We start from the raw sequence: 15,387 nt of genomic DNA on the forward strand, positions 1-15,387 counted from the left end.
TTGAACATTGAGCCGCTTTAGTATACCGTGCCTTGAAAAAACGGTATAGTAAAAGCAGGTTTGAGCCTTGTACAAAAAGAGAGTATAAGGCGAAAGGTGGAATGAAAGGTAATGGGAAAAACGAAGGTTTTTAATGACACGTTCTTAAAGGCGTGTAAAGGGGAAAAAACAGACCATGTACCAGTGTGGTATATGAGACAGGCAGGACGCTCACAGCCTGAATATCGTGCCCTTAAAGAAAAATACGGGCTATTTGAAATTACGCATCAGCCAGAGTTATGTGCTTATGTAACAAGACTTCCTGTAGAACAATATGGTGTAGATGCCGCTATTTTATATAAAGATATTATGACCCCGCTTCCGGCTATTGGAGTGGACGTAGAAATTAAAAATGGAATTGGACCTGTGATTGATGCACCGATTCGATCTAAAGCAGATATTGAACGTCTTGGGGAACTTCATCCTGAAGAAGACCTGCCATATGTGCTTGATACCATTCAGCTTTTAACGAAGGAGCAGCTGAATGTTCCGCTTATCGGTTTTGCTGGCGCACCATTTACGATGGCAAGCTATATGATTGAAGGCGGTCCATCTAAAAATTATCATAAAACAAAGGCGCTGATGTACAGTGATCCTGAGGCGTGGATGCTGCTCATGAACAAGTTAGCTGATATGACGATCACGTACATACGTGCGCAGGTAAAAGCCGGGGTCAGCGCATTTCAAATTTTCGACTCATGGGTTGGTGCTTTAAATGCAGCAGATTACCGGACATTCATTAAGCCTGTCATGCAGCGAATTTTCACAGAGCTGAAGTCTGAAGACGTCCCAATGATCATGTATGGAGTTGGTGCAAGCCATTTAGCGAAAGATTGGCATGACCTGCCGCTTGATGTGGTTGGACTGGATTGGCGTATGAGTGTAGACGAAGCAAGAAAAGAAGGGCTCACAAAAACGTTACAGGGGAACCTCGATCCAACCATCTTACTTGCTCCTTGGGAAGTCATTGAAAAGAGAGCAAAAGATATTTTAGATCAAGGAATGAAATCAGATCACTTTATCTTTAACTTAGGTCATGGGGTATTTCCTGATGTTTCACCAGATACGTTAAAGAAGCTGACAGATTTTATTCACGATTATTCAGCGAAACATAAAAAATCATCCATCTAAACTATTTCAAATGATCTGAAGGAGTGTTGGTTGTGGAGAAAAAGAAAATGGGACTTCTTGTCATGGCATATGGCACCCCATATAAAGAAGAAGATATTGAGCGTTATTATACACATATCCGCAGAGGCAGAAAGCCGGAGCCAGAGATGCTGCAAGATTTGAAGGATCGCTACAAGGCAATCGGCGGTATTTCTCCTTTATCAAAAATTACCGAACAGCAGGCAAATGGTTTGTGTGATCATTTGAACGACATCCAAGACGACATTGAATTTCATGTCTACATTGGCTTAAAGCATATTGAGCCGTTCATTGAGGATGCAGTTGCAGAGATGCACAAGGACGGCATCACAGAAGCAGTGAGTATTGTTCTTGCGCCGCATTTTTCAACCTTTAGCGTGAAATCGTATAACAAGCGTGCACAAGATGAGGCAGACAAGCTTGGTAATCTGAAGATTACGTCTGTGGAAAGCTGGTACGATGAGCCGAAGTTTGTGGACTATTGGGTGAAACAAGTGAAGGATACGTATGCATCGATGAGTGAAGAGGAAAGAGAATCAGCCGTACTCATTGTGTCTGCACACAGCCTTCCTGAAAAAATTATTGCAGCAGGAGATCCATATCCTGATCAGCTCGCACAATCTGCCAAAATGATTGCAGAAGGTGCAGGAATTGAACATTATGAAATTGGCTGGCAAAGCGAAGGCAACACGCCTGATCCATGGCTTGGACCAGACGTTCAAGACTTAACACGGGATCTATTCGAACAAAAAGGCTATAAAACGTTCGTATATGTGCCTGTGGGGTTTGTCGCTGACCATCTTGAAGTGTTATACGACAACGATTATGAATGTAAAGTCGTGACAGATGAAATCGGTGCAGCCTACTATCGTCCAGAAATGCCAAATGCGAAACCAGCATTTATTGATGCTCTCGCAACTGTCGTATTAAAGAAGCTTGACGAAAGCAAGTAATTATATAAAAGAAGGCGATCCTATGCATGACAATCAAAAACACCTTGTCATCATTGGCGGTGGCATCACTGGTTTAGCCGCCGCCTTCTATTTGGAAAAGGAAGTCGAAGAAAAAGGTCTTCCCATTCAAATATCTCTTATTGAAGCGAGCCCTAGGCTAGGTGGAAAAATCCAAACATTATATAAAGACGGCTACATCATTGAACGTGGACCTGATTCATTTTTAGAAAGAAAGGTCAGTGGACCGCAGCTGGCGAAGGATGTGGGGCTCGCAGATCAGCTCGTCAATAATGAAACAGGGCAGGCATATGTACTAGTCAATGAAACCCTTCACCCGATGCCAAAAGGCGCTGTCATGGGTATTCCAACTCAAATCAGCCCATTCATCACAACCGGTCTTTTTTCAGTTGCAGGAAAAGCGAGAGCCGCAATGGATTTCGTCTTGCCAAAAAGCAAACAAACAGAAGATCAGTCGCTCGGTGAATTTTTTAGAAGACGTGTCGGTGATGAAGTAGTTGAGAATTTAATCGAACCTCTTCTATCAGGCATTTATGCAGGTGACATTGACCGTCTCAGCTTAATGTCCACCTTCCCGCAGTTTTATCAAACAGAACAAAAGCATCGCAGTTTGATTCTTGGGATGAAAAAATCACAGCAGCATGCGAAAGCGCAGCAAGTGACAGCGAAAAAACAAGGGCAGTTCCAAACGATCAATCAAGGACTGCAAGCGCTTGTTGAAGCAGTAGAAGGCAAGCTCAAGCTGACAACGATTTATAAAGGGACAAAAGTGAAGCAGATTGAAAAAACAGATGGGGGCTACGGTGTGCAGTTAGACAGCGGTCAAACGCTTTTTGCTGATTCAGCCATTGTGACAACTCCGCATCAATCGATCTATTCCATGTTTCCAAAAGAAGCGGGGCTTGAGTACTTGCATGATATGACATCTACTTCTGTTGCAACGGTTGCACTCGGTTTTAAAGAAGAGGATGTTCATAATGAATATGACGGCACTGGTTTTGTCATCTCAAGAAACAGTGATTTCTCTATTACAGCCTGTACGTGGACGAACAAAAAATGGCCGCATACAGCTCCTAAAGGAAAAACGCTATTGCGTGCTTATGTAGGGAAGGCTGGCGACGAATCAATTGTCGAACAGTCAGACCATCAAATCGTCAGCATTGTGCTGGAGGACTTGAAGAAAATTATGGATATTAAAGCAGATCCAGAACTGACGACAGTGACTCGCTGGAAGACGAGCATGCCGCAATATCACGTCGGTCATCAAAAGGCCATTTCGAACATGCGAGAAACGTTTAAGCAATCATATCCTGGTGTTTATATCACAGGTGCTGCTTTTGAAGGTGTCGGAATCCCTGATTGTATTGATCAAGGAAAAGCTGCCATTTCAGAGGCTGTATCTTATCTATTTTCATAAAACAAACTCCCTTTTCTATTAAGGAAAGGGAGTTTTTCATGTTCGAATCATTCAAAAAGAGTTGTGAATCATAAAAGTGAACAAAGTTCTTGCATCCGGAGAAAAGGATGTGGTATATTACTTTCTGTACTTAATGACCAAAACGTTCAAATAGTCATTTTGGGAGTGAGATCATGAGTGTTGATAGGAGACAAATGATTTTAGACGGGGCTACGAAGGCATTTACTCAATTCGGGTATAAAGCCACCACAATGGACCTTGTGGCGAAGCTTGCCAACGTCGGAAAAGGAACCATTTATACCTTTTTCAAAAACAAAGAAGAGCTGTTTGATGAAATTTTCACATCCCTTTTAATGGAGATGAGGAAAATTGCGGATGAAGCAATGGATGAGGAGAAAAGTTTCTCTGAAAATCTTCACTTAGCACTCTTTGCAATATTGGAATTTCGAAAAAACCACCAGCTCACAATCAAAATCTTTCAGGAAAGTGCGGAGCTTGGCACGTCAGCGGTCAAGGAAATGATTGAGAAGATGGAGCAAATGATCATTCGCTATATTAAAACGAAAGTAAAAGAAGCGATTGATAAAGGCGATATTAAGCCTTGTGATCCTGAATTGACTGCATTTGTGATGGTGAAACTATATATTGCACTTATTTTTGATTGGGAAAAGCGATACGAGCCTTTAACAAAAGAAGAGGTGGCCGAGTCGCTGGAGCTTTATGTACTCAAAGGACTTTTAGCAGCAACATAATTTTTTTTAAGTTCAAATGACCAAATTTTAAATTTAGTCATTCATCTATGGGAGGAAAACAGCAATGAATTTAATTCGGAATCAATGGAAAGACATTGTGACGAGCAAAAAACTACTGATCCCGATTTTCGCTGTCTTATTTATTCCGCTGATTTACAGCGGCGTATTTTTAAAAGCGTACTGGGATCCATATGGTACAGTTGATCAATTGCCTGTAGCGGTGGTCAACTTGGACGAAGGCAGTCATTATGACGGAAAAACACTGCATGTCGGCGATGATTTAGTGAAGGAATTAAAGAAAAATGATAATTTCAAATGGAACTTTGTCGATAGTGAAGAAAAAGCCTTGAAGGGATTAAATAACGAGGATTATTATCTCGTCGTGGAAATACCAAAGAATTTCTCGAAAAATGCAAGTACAGTCCTTGATAAACATCCGAAAAAATCGAATCTGAAATATTATACGAATCCAGGCGCCAACTATGCGGCGTCACAAATTGCGAATAATGCCATTATCAAATTAAAAGATTCGGTTTCAAAGGAAGTCACAAAAAATTACGCAGAGGTCATTTTTGATAACTTCAAAACGATTGCAAAAGGCTTAGATCAAGCAAGCGATGGTGCGAAGAAAATTGATGACGGAACAAAAAGTGCAAAAGATGGCAGTAACAAGTTAAAGGATAATTTAGCAAAATTGGCTGAAGGAACATTAACCTATAGCGAAGGTGTTCATCAGTTTGCTGGTAAAATGGGTGAATTGAACACAGGGATACAATCTCTTGACAGCGGTCTTGGCCAGCTCTTAACAGGCTATCAAACCATCGATCAGAAATTTGGGGAGCTTGGTACAGGGATTGATACATTGACTGAAGGGTTAAACACAAGCCGCGAAGGCCATCAGCAGCTCGCTTCTAAAATGCCGCAATTTACAGCGGGTATTGAGCAGCTAAACAACAAAGCACAATCTTTTTCAGAAAAAATCGAAGCAGTAGAAAAAGTCTTGTCTTCACCAGAATTAGCGAATCTTGAAAAGATGGCGCCTAAACTTGATCAGGTGAAAAAAGACGCAAAAACGTTTAGTACAAAACTTGCTTCATTAAAAGAAGCGTTATCGAATCGAGATGCTAAAGTAAAAAGCATCATCCAAAACAGCTCAATGACAGATGAAGAGAAAAAGGCGGCAATGGATCAGCTTGACAGTCTGCCTAAAATCGAACTGCCTGATCTGTCTGGACTTGAACAAAGCTTAGCGGCCTTGCAGGAACTGCCTGATGCTAGTGAGGTTCAATCTGCGGTTGCTTCTGCAAAAGCTCAGCTGCAGCAAGTCAAACAGCTGCCAAAGAAAACGGAACAGCTGTACACGTCTACAGTCGCGATACAAAATGCGATTGATCAAATGACATCTGGTACGAATAAATTGTATCAAGGTGCACTAAAGCTCCAAACAGGTCAAGGCCAATTACAAGATGGTCTGCAAACAGCAAATGGAAAGCTTGATACAGCGAAAAGCGGTGCGGATAAGCTTGCCAATGGTTCAAGCCAGCTGAGTGCAGCGTTAAATAAGCTGGAAAGTGGTTCAACGAATATCCAAAGCAACACATCTAAGCTTGCTGAAGGCTCAAAATCACTCGATAAAGGATTGGGAGATTTAAAGAGCGGTACAGGTAAGCTGTCCGATAAATTAAAAAGCGCCGCTGATGAAACAGGAGAAATTGATGCGGGTCAAGACAATTACAATATGATTGCGAGTCCCGTGAAAACAGAAAATGATACAGCGAAAAAGATCGATAATTATGGTACAGGGCTCACACCTTATATTTTATCGATGGGACTCTTTGTAGGGGCTCTCATGCTCACTGTTGTATTCCCAATGAAAGACCCTGCTGGACGCCCTAGAAATGCGTTTGAATGGTTTTTCAGCAAATATAGTGTGCTCCTCTTTGTCGGTATCCTGCAAGCAGTTATTGCAAGCTCCATGCTCATCTTTGGGCTTGGTCTTGAGGTGGAAAGCCTCTGGCGCTTCTATCTCTTTGCGATTATCGTCAGTCTGACATTCTTAGCGATCATTCAGCTGCTGGCGACAACGATGGGGAACCCAGGACGCTTCATTGCCGTTATTATCTTGGTTCTTCAGCTCGCAGCAAGTGCTGGTACATTCCCGCTTGAGCTTGTGCCGAAATTCTTCCAAGTCATTCATAGTCTGCTTCCAATGACGTATACCATCAACGGATTTAGAACGATCATTGCAAGCGGTGATGACAGCTATTTATGGCACCAAGCAGCGATCCTTGGAACAGTTGCGATCATCATGATGGCAGCAACTACAGCATACTTTGCTTGGAACGTAAGAAAAATGAAACAGGACGAAGCTTAATCTATGAATCCTTTCTCTTTATAGAGGAAGGATTTTTCATTTGAAATTAGACATCTCGAACCTGAAGCGATATATTTTAAGAAGAGATGCTGAAAAAGGCATACATGGAAGGAATTGCTTTCAGACAAAGGAGGAAATGCCGAATGACAACTGAAGTAAACGAAACCGTTCAGCTGATTCAAAAGCTCGTATCAATCCCAAGTCCCTCAGGCAATACAGAAAAAGTGATCGGCTTTGTTGAACGTTTTTTACAAGATTTGAATATTGAAACAAAACGAAATCGAAAAGGCGGATTAATTGCGACTATCAAAGGAACAGATGACAAAGAACACCGCATGCTGACAGCGCATGTTGATACGCTCGGTGCGATGGTTAAGGAAATTAAATCAAATGGACGGCTTCGTCTTGCACTCATTGGAGGCTTTCAATATAACTCAATTGAAGGCGAATATTGTGAAATTGAAACAGCATCAGGCCATACATACACAGGGACCATTCTTATGCATCAAACATCCGTTCATGTTTATGCGGATGCTGGAAAAGCGAAACGAGATCAAGAAAATATGGAGATTCGTCTCGATGAAAAGGTGAAAAATGCAGACGATATCAAAGCACTTGGCATTCAAGTAGGGGACTTTATTTCATTTGATCCGAGAGTGGAAGTGACGTCTTCAGGGTTTATTAAATCAAGACATCTTGATGATAAGGCAAGTGTTGCGCTGCTTTTGAGGCTCATCCACCGGATTCAAAAGGAAAAGATCACATTGCCGCATACGACGCATTTCTTAATTTCCAATAATGAAGAGATTGGCTACGGCGGCAACTCGAATATTCCAGAAGAAACAGTGGAATACCTAGCTGTAGATATGGGTGCGATCGGTGACGGTCAATCAACAGATGAATACAGTGTATCGATTTGTGTAAAGGATTCGAGCGGCCCTTATCACTATGGACTACGCAAGCATTTAGCTGCATTAGCAGAAGAGAACAATATTGATTACCGCCTTGATATTTACCCTTATTATGGCTCTGATGCATCAGCAGCAATTAGAGCAGGGCATGATATCATTCATGGACTGATTGGTCCTGGTATAGATTCCTCGCATGCTTTTGAAAGAACACATGAAGATTCACTTGTCCATACAGCGGATCTCCTTTACTACTATGTTCAATCACCATTAATTACAGCATAAAAAAAGAACCCCGAAAGTTGGGGTTCTTTTTCATTAACTTGAAAGCTGTGTTGGCTCAGGTGCCTCTTGTCCAGTCATCACACGATGTCCTTTTTCAGGGTCATACTGCCCTTCCCATTTAGACATGACAACAGCTGCAAGTGCATTTCCTGTTAAGTTCACAACTGTCCGCGCCATATCCATGATACGGTCCACACCTGCAATAAATGCAAGACCTTCAGCAGGTACACCGATCGTTCCTAATGTCGCGAGTAATACAACAAATGAAGTACCAGGAACGGCAGCCATTCCTTTAGAGGTAACCATCAGCACAAGAACTAGTGTAAGCTGCTGGACGATCGTGAGGTCAATGCCATATACCTGTGCAAGGAAAAGCGCTGCAATGGCTTGATACAAGACGGAGCCGTCCAAGTTAAACGTATAACCGATTGGGATAACAAACGAAACAATCCCTTTTGGACATCCGATGCGCTCCATTTTATCCATGACTCTTGGTAAAACTGTTTCAGAGCTGGATGTACTAAAGGCAAGAAGCATCTCGTCTTTCATGTAAGCAAGAAATCTGAAAATATTGACGCCAATCATCTTTCCGATAATTCCGAATACAACGATAAGGAAGAGAGCGAGCGCAAAATAAACAAGACCTACAAGCTTACCTAATGAAATAAGAGATTCAAGACCAAATTTTGATACCGTCACACCAATGAGTGCGAATACACCAAATGGCGCAGCTTTCATCACAATATTGACGACATGGAACATGGCATGTGATACACCTTCGAAGAAGGCGAGCACTGGTTTACCGCGTTCCCCAATCGCTGAAACGCCAAGTGCAAATAGCACAGTGAAGAAAATAATCGCAAGCAAATCACCTTCCGCCAATGATTGGAAGAAGTTCGTTGGAACGATATGAAGGAACGTATCAGCAACTGATTTGCTGCTTTGCTCTTTTTCCGTTTCAACATACTGGCTAATATCTTGTTTTTCTGCATGTCCAAAGTCAACGCCTGCACCAGGTTGTACAAAGTTTGCAAGGACAAGACCAAGGACAATCGCAAATGTTGTGATAATTTCAAAATAAAGAATGGTTCTAAAACCTAGTTTCCCTACTTTTTTACCATCACCCGCACCTGCAACACCTAAAATTAAGCTGGATACGACAATTGGTATGACAATCATCTTGATGAGTCTTAAGAAGAAGTCTCCAATTGGTTTTAAGTATGTCTCGACACCTGGGTTACCGAAAAAGATTGCCCCAACAACGACACCGAGAATAAGACCGATTAGGATTTGAGTAGCCAATCCAAATTTTAATTTTTTCATAGATTTCCTCCCTAACATATTCATTAAAGGAATATTCCCATCATATTAAGTTTTAATATATGAATTAAAGTATAACTAAAATTAAAGAGGTTCGTCCACGATAAAATTATATTAAGAAAATACAAAATTGTTAGAAAAAATAGACATTTAGAACCCCCTTCATTGCTTCGAGTCAATAAAAAGTGTCTTCAGAACTAAAACTCATCATATGAAAATACTAAAAAACCCTTTTGTGACAGGGGTTTTACCTTTTTACCTATTTTTCAGAAAAAATAAAAAGCACTTTTGACTCCAACTGACGAAGGAGGAAAAAAGTGCTTTTTTATTCAATTTATTTCCTTATTTAAGATAACTTACTTGTGAGCATTCCTCACATTCATTACCATAACACTCGTGCTGTTCCATTAAATCATTTCCACATTTTGTGCATTTTTTTGAGGGCAAATTTCTAAAAAACTCTGTGATTTTTCCTAGCATTTGTCATCCTCCTATACGTTTTGTTGCTATTATTGTATTATAACAGATTAATAATTGTCAATCTGTTTTGTAACAATAGGCAGGAAGAATGCTTTTTTCATGAAAAATGGGTATATTGTAAGAAGGGGATTTTTAGAAAAGGAGGGAAAAATGACGATGAAATTAACCGTAATTGGATGCTATGGAGGGTTTCCGGCAGCTGGTGAAGCGACATCAGGCTACCTTTTTGAATCAAATGGCTTTCGTCTTCTTGTAGACTGCGGAAGCGGTGTTCTTTCAAAGCTTCAGCAATACATTGATATAGAAGAACTAGATGCTGTTCTCCTTTCTCATTATCACCACGATCATATTGCAGATATCGGACCACTCCAATATGCGAAGCTAGTGGGATATCATTTAGGAAAAAGCAGCGGCCCGCTTCCGATCTATGGACATACTGGTGATCAAGAAGCATTTGGACGGCTTTCTGATGATGTACATACAAAGGCAAAGCCTTATCAGCCGGAAGAAGGGATTCAACTCGGACCCTTTCAAATTGATTTTTTGAAAACGGTTCATCCAGCAGAATGCTATGCGATGAGAATTCAGGCAGAAGATGCTGTGGTCGTGTATACAGCAGACTCAAGCTATCAGGAGGCATTTATTCCATTTAGCAAGGGGGCAGATCTGCTCATTGCCGAAAGCAATTTTTACGCTGGACAAGATGGATCAGGTGCTGGACATATGAACAGTACGGAAGTAGGAAAGATTGCAAAGGAAGCAAATGTTGGGGAACTCATCATCACCCATCTGCCCCATTTTGGTCGTCATAAAGACCTAGTCAATGAAGCACAGGCGTTATATACTGGCAGTATACAGCTTGCCCATTCAGGGCTTAGATGGAACAAGGAAGGAAGATAGAGATGCTGTTTATCGATAACGAACAACATTATGATCCAATGATTAATTTGGCAATTGAAGAATATTGCTTAAAATATTTAGATCCAGAAGAAACGTATTTGCTGTTTTACATTAATCAGCCGTCGATCATTATCGGAAAGAACCAAAATACAATAGAAGAAATCAACACAAAGTATGTGGAAGACAACGGAATCAAAGTCGTGCGCCGCTTATCCGGCGGTGGTGCAGTTTACCATGACAAAGGGAACTTAAACTTCAGCTTTATCACAAAAGATGATGGAGACAGCTTCCATAACTTTAAAAAGTTCACAGAGCCAGTCATCAAAGCGCTTGAAAAGCTGGGCGTTAAAGCTGAATTGAGCGGCAGAAATGACATCATGGCAGATGGACGTAAAATTTCTGGAAATGCCCAGTTCGCAACAAGAGGACGTATTTTCAGCCATGGCACACTTCTATTTGATTCAGAAATTGAACATGTCGTTTCGGCTTTAAATGTGAAAAAAGAAAAAATTGAATCAAAAGGCATCAAATCGATTAGAAGCAGGGTTGCCAATATTAGTGAACTGATGGATCAAAAAATGACAACAGAAGAATTTAGAAAAATTCTTTTAAGCTACATTTTTGATACAAATGGGGACGTGCCTCAATATCGCCTGACTGAAAAGGATTGGGAAAAGATTCACGAAATTTCTCGAGATCGCTATCAAAAATGGGAATGGAACTACGGCCGTTCACCGAAATTTAATTTGCAGCATTCTAAGAGATTCCCTGCAGGCTCCATTGATTTGCGATTAGAAGTGAAAAAAGGGATGATCCAGGATTGCAAAATCTTTGGTGATTTCTTTGGCGTAGGGGATATTGCCGATATTGAGAAGCGGCTCATCGGACAGCAATATGATCGTAAAACGATCAGTGATGTCTTAGAAGATATGGATATGCGCCACTATTTCGGCAACGTATCAAAAGAGGATTTTCTTGATTTGATTTATTAATTGCGGGAAAGCACAGCTAGAGATAGCAGTGCTTTTTTGATTGAATGAAATGAAAGCGATTTCCATTTGATCTTGTGGATTTTTTCGATTGTCTATTATAATAGAAAGGAGGAATGTTCGGCCATAAAATGAATGGTCATTCATTCATTGATGACATGTAAGGGGTGGGAGAATGGATTTGATCAAAAATCTTCAGCAGACGGCGATGACGAAGGGAGAAAATACCGCACTGATCTTTGAAGGAAAGAAGTGGACCTATCGAGAGCTGATGACAAGTATCGAGCGTTTTGCAGATGGATTAGTCAACGAAGGGTTTCTAGCTGGGGATCATATCGCGCTTATTTTAGGAAATTCACCGCATTTTGTCATTTCTTTTTTTGGCGCATTAAAGGCAGGGCTTGTCGTTGTACCTATTAACCCAACGTATACACCTAGTGAAATTGGATATATGCTCATCACAGGCGATGTGAAAGGTATTGTGGCGCCTGAACAGCTTCTGCCAGTTTACGAGCAGGTGTATGAGCAGCTTCCGTCCATTGAAAGAGTCATTATTTGTGCAGAAAATGAATCGGCGTGCAGATCAAGCTTCAAGGAAGTATCTGATCGACTTGTTTTCTTTGGAAAACTTGTGTCAGGTGCTGCGAATGAAAACGTACATCCTTCCATTCAGCCAGATGATACTGCTGTTATTTTATTTACATCTGGCACGACAGGAAAACCAAAAGGTGCCATGCTGACTCATTTCAACCTTTATTCAAATGCCAGAGATGTCGCTGAGTATTTATCGATTGATAAAAAGGACAAGGTTATCGCCGCTTTGCCAATGTTCCATGTATTTTGTTTAACAGTCTGTATGAATGCACCGTTGATTCATGGTGCGACGATTTATGTCTTGCCGCATTTCAGCCCGTCAGAGCTTTTGCGCATGATGGAAAAAGAGAAGCCAACGCTATTTGTTGGAGTGCCCACCATGTATAACTATTTGTACCGCCAGGAGGGGCATGAGGAAGCGATGTCATCCGTGAGGATCTGTATATCAGGCGGTGCCTCAATGCCTGTTGCCTTACTCCATGGCTTTGAGAAAAAATTCGGTGTTACGGTCCTTGAGGGCTATGGGCTATCAGAGGCATCTCCAGTGACTGCATTCAATCCTCTTGACGGAAAAAGAAAACCAGGTTCTGTCGGGACTGACATTATGAATGTGAAGAATAAAATTGTGAATGAACTAGGAGAAGAAGTCGGTCCAAATGAAGTCGGAGAGCTGATAGCAAAAGGGCCAAACATCATGAAAGGCTATTATCAAATGCCAGAAGATACAGAAGCTGCACTAAGAGACGGCTGGCTGTATACTGGCGATTTGGCGAGAAGAGATGAAGAAGGATATATTTATATTGTCGATCGGAAAAAGGATATGATTCTTGTTGGCGGTTATAATGTTTATCCAAGAGAAGTAGAAGAAGTACTCTATCAACATGAAGCTGTAGCAGAAGCGGTTGTCATCGGTGTGCCAGATCCGAACACGGGAGAGGCAGTCGTCTGTTACATTTCCCCTAAGAAACATGCTCACATCAATCAAGAAGACATCATCACACATTGTTCACGCTATTTAGCAAAATATAAGCAGCCCCAAACGATCCATTTCATAGATGATATTCCTAAAAACACAACAGGTAAAATTTTAAGAAGAGCGCTAAGAGAAAAGTATCAAGCAGAAGAAAGTAAATAAAAAAAGGGAGTCTCTGATGAGGAGACTCCCTTCGCATGTAGACAAACCCTCGCAATTCAAAGTTTTCTCTCAAAGATCATTTTAGCTCTTTTGAATGGCTTCTTTTAACTGTCTCTGAAAAGAATTCGACTGTTTTTGATTCAGTTCATAAAACGTTCCATCAACTAAAAAAACGACCTGTGATCGGTTGGTCCAAAGCTGGAAGGTGGTGCCGTTTGTTCGTCCGAACATCACCTTGGCGATATAATCGGGCTTTTTTAAATTTTTCTTGAGATGATTGCTTGTTTGTTTGCCTTTATTTAATTCTTCGATTAAATCTTCTGCTGTGTCCTTATCATCTATTTCATAAGAGATGGATTCATTCGCAGGTGAGAGCAGCAATTTTTCAGCTCGATTCTCATCAAAGATTTCGCTCGTACGGCTGAACACATAAAAGAAGGTGATTAATAAAAGTCCAAAAATCACAACTCCTGCAAGGATTTTCTTCATTTTGATCCTCCAACTTACTGTTTTACATGTAGCTTCTCCGATTTTTGAGTCGCATAATCATTTTTTTCGCGAAAGCTTTTTCTGATGGGGCATGCTATGATGGAGCCACATGAGACAGGTTCTAAACGAAAAAATGCGTGACTATAATAGAGAGAGGGATGGAAAGGAGGCTGACCTGTGCGAGTACGTAAATGGATGGCTCTTGCAACGGTAGCATACATATTGTACGGTCTTTTTATTTATTCGTATCTGTTTCTAATGGGGGATTCATCGGTACCTGAAAGTGTAAAAGGGACAAGTGCAGATCCGCATACCTTTATGACAAGTCATGAGCTTGTGATCAGCGAGAATTTCTCGAATATACGGAATCTGCTGTATTTCATAACCATCCCATTAGATTGGTATGTCTTTTTCCTTTTGCTCATTTCAGGGTTTTCACGGAAAATAGCAGACTGGAGCCTGGCAGCAGCTCGTTTCAAGTTTTTAAGCAAACTTGTGTATGTGTTGGTGCTGTCACTTCTAACAATGATCATTTCATTGCCAATTAAGTGGATTGGCTATCAGCTGTCTTTGCACTACGGAGTATCTGCTCAAAGTACGGCAAGCTGGTTGAAAGATCAAACACTGGATTTTTGGATTCAATATCCGCTTCTTGCCCTTTGTGCTATTGTGTTCTTTTGGCTGATTCAAAAGAGAAGAAAACGCTGGTGGCTGTATGCGTGGTGTTTGACAGTCCCAGTTACGCTGTTTCTCTTCTTTATACAGCCGGTCGTCATTGATCCGTTATATAACAATTTTTATCCACTAAAGGATCAAGCTCTAGAGAAGAAAATATTAACGCTGGCAGACAAAGCGCATATTCCGGCAGATCATGTATATGAGGTCAATATGTCTGAGAAAACGAATACGATGAACGCTTATGTCACAGGAATTGGTGAAAATAAGCGTATTGTCTTGTGGGATACAACACTGCAAAAGCTGAAAGACCAAGAAATTTTATTTATCATGGCGCATGAAATGGGACATTACGTCATGAAACACGTCTATATTGGATTAGCAGGATATTTAGTGCTGTCATTGGCCGGATTATTTGCGATCGACCGTCTTTATTTTTATCTTTATCAAAAAGGAGCAGCCACATTTCGTCTCAAGGTGTCACACGACATTGCTGCTCTTCCGCTTCTTTTAATCATCGTATCGATGCTGTCATTTGCAGCTTCACCATTTACAAATGCAGTGTCAAGGCATCAAGAACGGGCAGCCGACGAATATGCGGTGAACATGACAAAAGACGGGGAGGCAGGCGTAACGTCTTTTCAAAAGCTTGCAAAATCAGGGCTGTCCCAGGTAAATCCACCGTTTTTAGTGAAGATCTTCCGCTATGGACACCCAACCATGATGGAGAGAATCATGGATATGGAAAAAGCGGCGGAAAAAGAGAAAACGCCGAAAAAGCAGTAATAAATAAAATCCGGCTGGATCAGCCGGATTTAGATTGTTGACAAAGAGCTAAAATGATTTTTATTTTAGCTCTTTGTCTTCTTTTCAGCGTGATAGAAAACCTTTGAAGTCTAGGAAGGACGAG

General features: G+C 41.0%; 13 protein-coding genes. 10 read left to right on the top strand and 3 right to left on the bottom strand.

Annotated features, from left to right (window positions below):
- The first annotated feature begins 111 nt into the window (after nt 1–111).
- The 6 genes from hemE (at nt 112) to AWT60_RS10690 (ending at nt 7,895) form a co-directional block, all read left to right on the top strand.
- Nucleotides 112–1,170, top strand: a complete 1,059-nt coding sequence (gene hemE / locus AWT60_RS10665) for a uroporphyrinogen decarboxylase (RefSeq protein WP_218677227.1) — start codon at nt 112–114, stop codon at nt 1,168–1,170.
- Between the two features lie 32 nt (nt 1,171–1,202).
- A complete protein-coding gene (gene hemH, locus AWT60_RS10670) occupies nt 1,203–2,141 on the top strand; it encodes a ferrochelatase (protein ID WP_024426557.1) in 939 nt (312 codons plus the stop codon).
- A gap of 22 nt (nt 2,142–2,163) precedes the next feature.
- Nucleotides 2,164–3,576, top strand: coding sequence for a protoporphyrinogen oxidase (gene hemY / locus AWT60_RS10675; protein WP_041109984.1), 1,413 nt, complete (start codon nt 2,164–2,166; stop codon nt 3,574–3,576).
- A gap of 173 nt (nt 3,577–3,749) precedes the next feature.
- On the top strand, nt 3,750–4,328 hold the full coding sequence (locus tag AWT60_RS10680) for a TetR/AcrR family transcriptional regulator (RefSeq protein WP_034282193.1): 579 nt from the start codon (nt 3,750–3,752) through the stop codon (nt 4,326–4,328).
- A 64-nt stretch (nt 4,329–4,392) separates the two neighbouring features.
- The gene (locus tag AWT60_RS10685; protein ID WP_041109986.1) at nt 4,393–6,702 is read left to right on the top strand and encodes a YhgE/Pip domain-containing protein; all 2,310 of its coding nucleotides are present in this window, start codon (nt 4,393–4,395) and stop codon (nt 6,700–6,702) included.
- 143 nt (nt 6,703–6,845) lie between these two features.
- The gene (locus AWT60_RS10690) at nt 6,846–7,895 is read left to right on the top strand and encodes a M42 family metallopeptidase (protein ID WP_218677228.1); all 1,050 of its coding nucleotides are present in this window, start codon (nt 6,846–6,848) and stop codon (nt 7,893–7,895) included.
- A gap of 33 nt (nt 7,896–7,928) precedes the next feature.
- Here AWT60_RS10690 and AWT60_RS10695 read toward each other — a convergent pair whose 3' ends face one another.
- Nucleotides 7,929–9,218: a glutamate/proton symporter GltT gene (locus AWT60_RS10695; protein WP_218677229.1), complete on the bottom strand. Its 1,290-nt coding sequence runs from the start codon at nt 9,216–9,218 to the stop codon at nt 7,929–7,931.
- Between the two features lie 339 nt (nt 9,219–9,557).
- Nucleotides 9,558–9,695: a protein YhfH gene (gene yhfH, locus AWT60_RS10700; RefSeq protein WP_008359029.1), complete on the bottom strand. Its 138-nt coding sequence runs from the start codon at nt 9,693–9,695 to the stop codon at nt 9,558–9,560.
- A gap of 156 nt (nt 9,696–9,851) precedes the next feature.
- Between yhfH and AWT60_RS10705 the strand changes: the two genes are divergently transcribed.
- The 3 genes from AWT60_RS10705 (at nt 9,852) to AWT60_RS10715 (ending at nt 13,313) form a co-directional block, all read left to right on the top strand.
- Entirely contained in the window at nt 9,852–10,595 is a 744-nt protein-coding gene (locus AWT60_RS10705; protein ID WP_087977044.1) for an MBL fold metallo-hydrolase, read from the top strand.
- A gap of 2 nt (nt 10,596–10,597) precedes the next feature.
- Complete coding sequence (gene lplA, locus AWT60_RS10710) at nt 10,598–11,587, top strand: lipoate--protein ligase (protein ID WP_024425472.1); 990 nt, start codon at nt 10,598–10,600, stop codon at nt 11,585–11,587.
- A 172-nt stretch (nt 11,588–11,759) separates the two neighbouring features.
- Complete coding sequence (locus tag AWT60_RS10715; protein WP_218677230.1) at nt 11,760–13,313, top strand: fatty acid--CoA ligase family protein; 1,554 nt, start codon at nt 11,760–11,762, stop codon at nt 13,311–13,313.
- Between the two features lie 81 nt (nt 13,314–13,394).
- Here the strand turns inward: AWT60_RS10715 and AWT60_RS10720 are convergent, their stop codons facing one another.
- Nucleotides 13,395–13,802, bottom strand: coding sequence for a YhfM domain-containing protein (locus AWT60_RS10720; protein WP_034282188.1), 408 nt, complete (start codon nt 13,800–13,802; stop codon nt 13,395–13,397).
- A 195-nt stretch (nt 13,803–13,997) separates the two neighbouring features.
- Between AWT60_RS10720 and AWT60_RS10725 the strand changes: the two genes are divergently transcribed.
- Entirely contained in the window at nt 13,998–15,263 is a 1,266-nt protein-coding gene (locus tag AWT60_RS10725) for a M48 family metallopeptidase (protein WP_256928469.1), read from the top strand.
- The last annotated feature ends 124 nt before the right edge of the window (nt 15,264–15,387 follow it).

The sequence above is a fragment of the Bacillus sp. F2HM genome, from assembly GCF_019266135.1.
Lineage (GTDB): Bacteria > Bacillota > Bacilli > Bacillales > Bacillaceae > Bacillus > Bacillus safensis.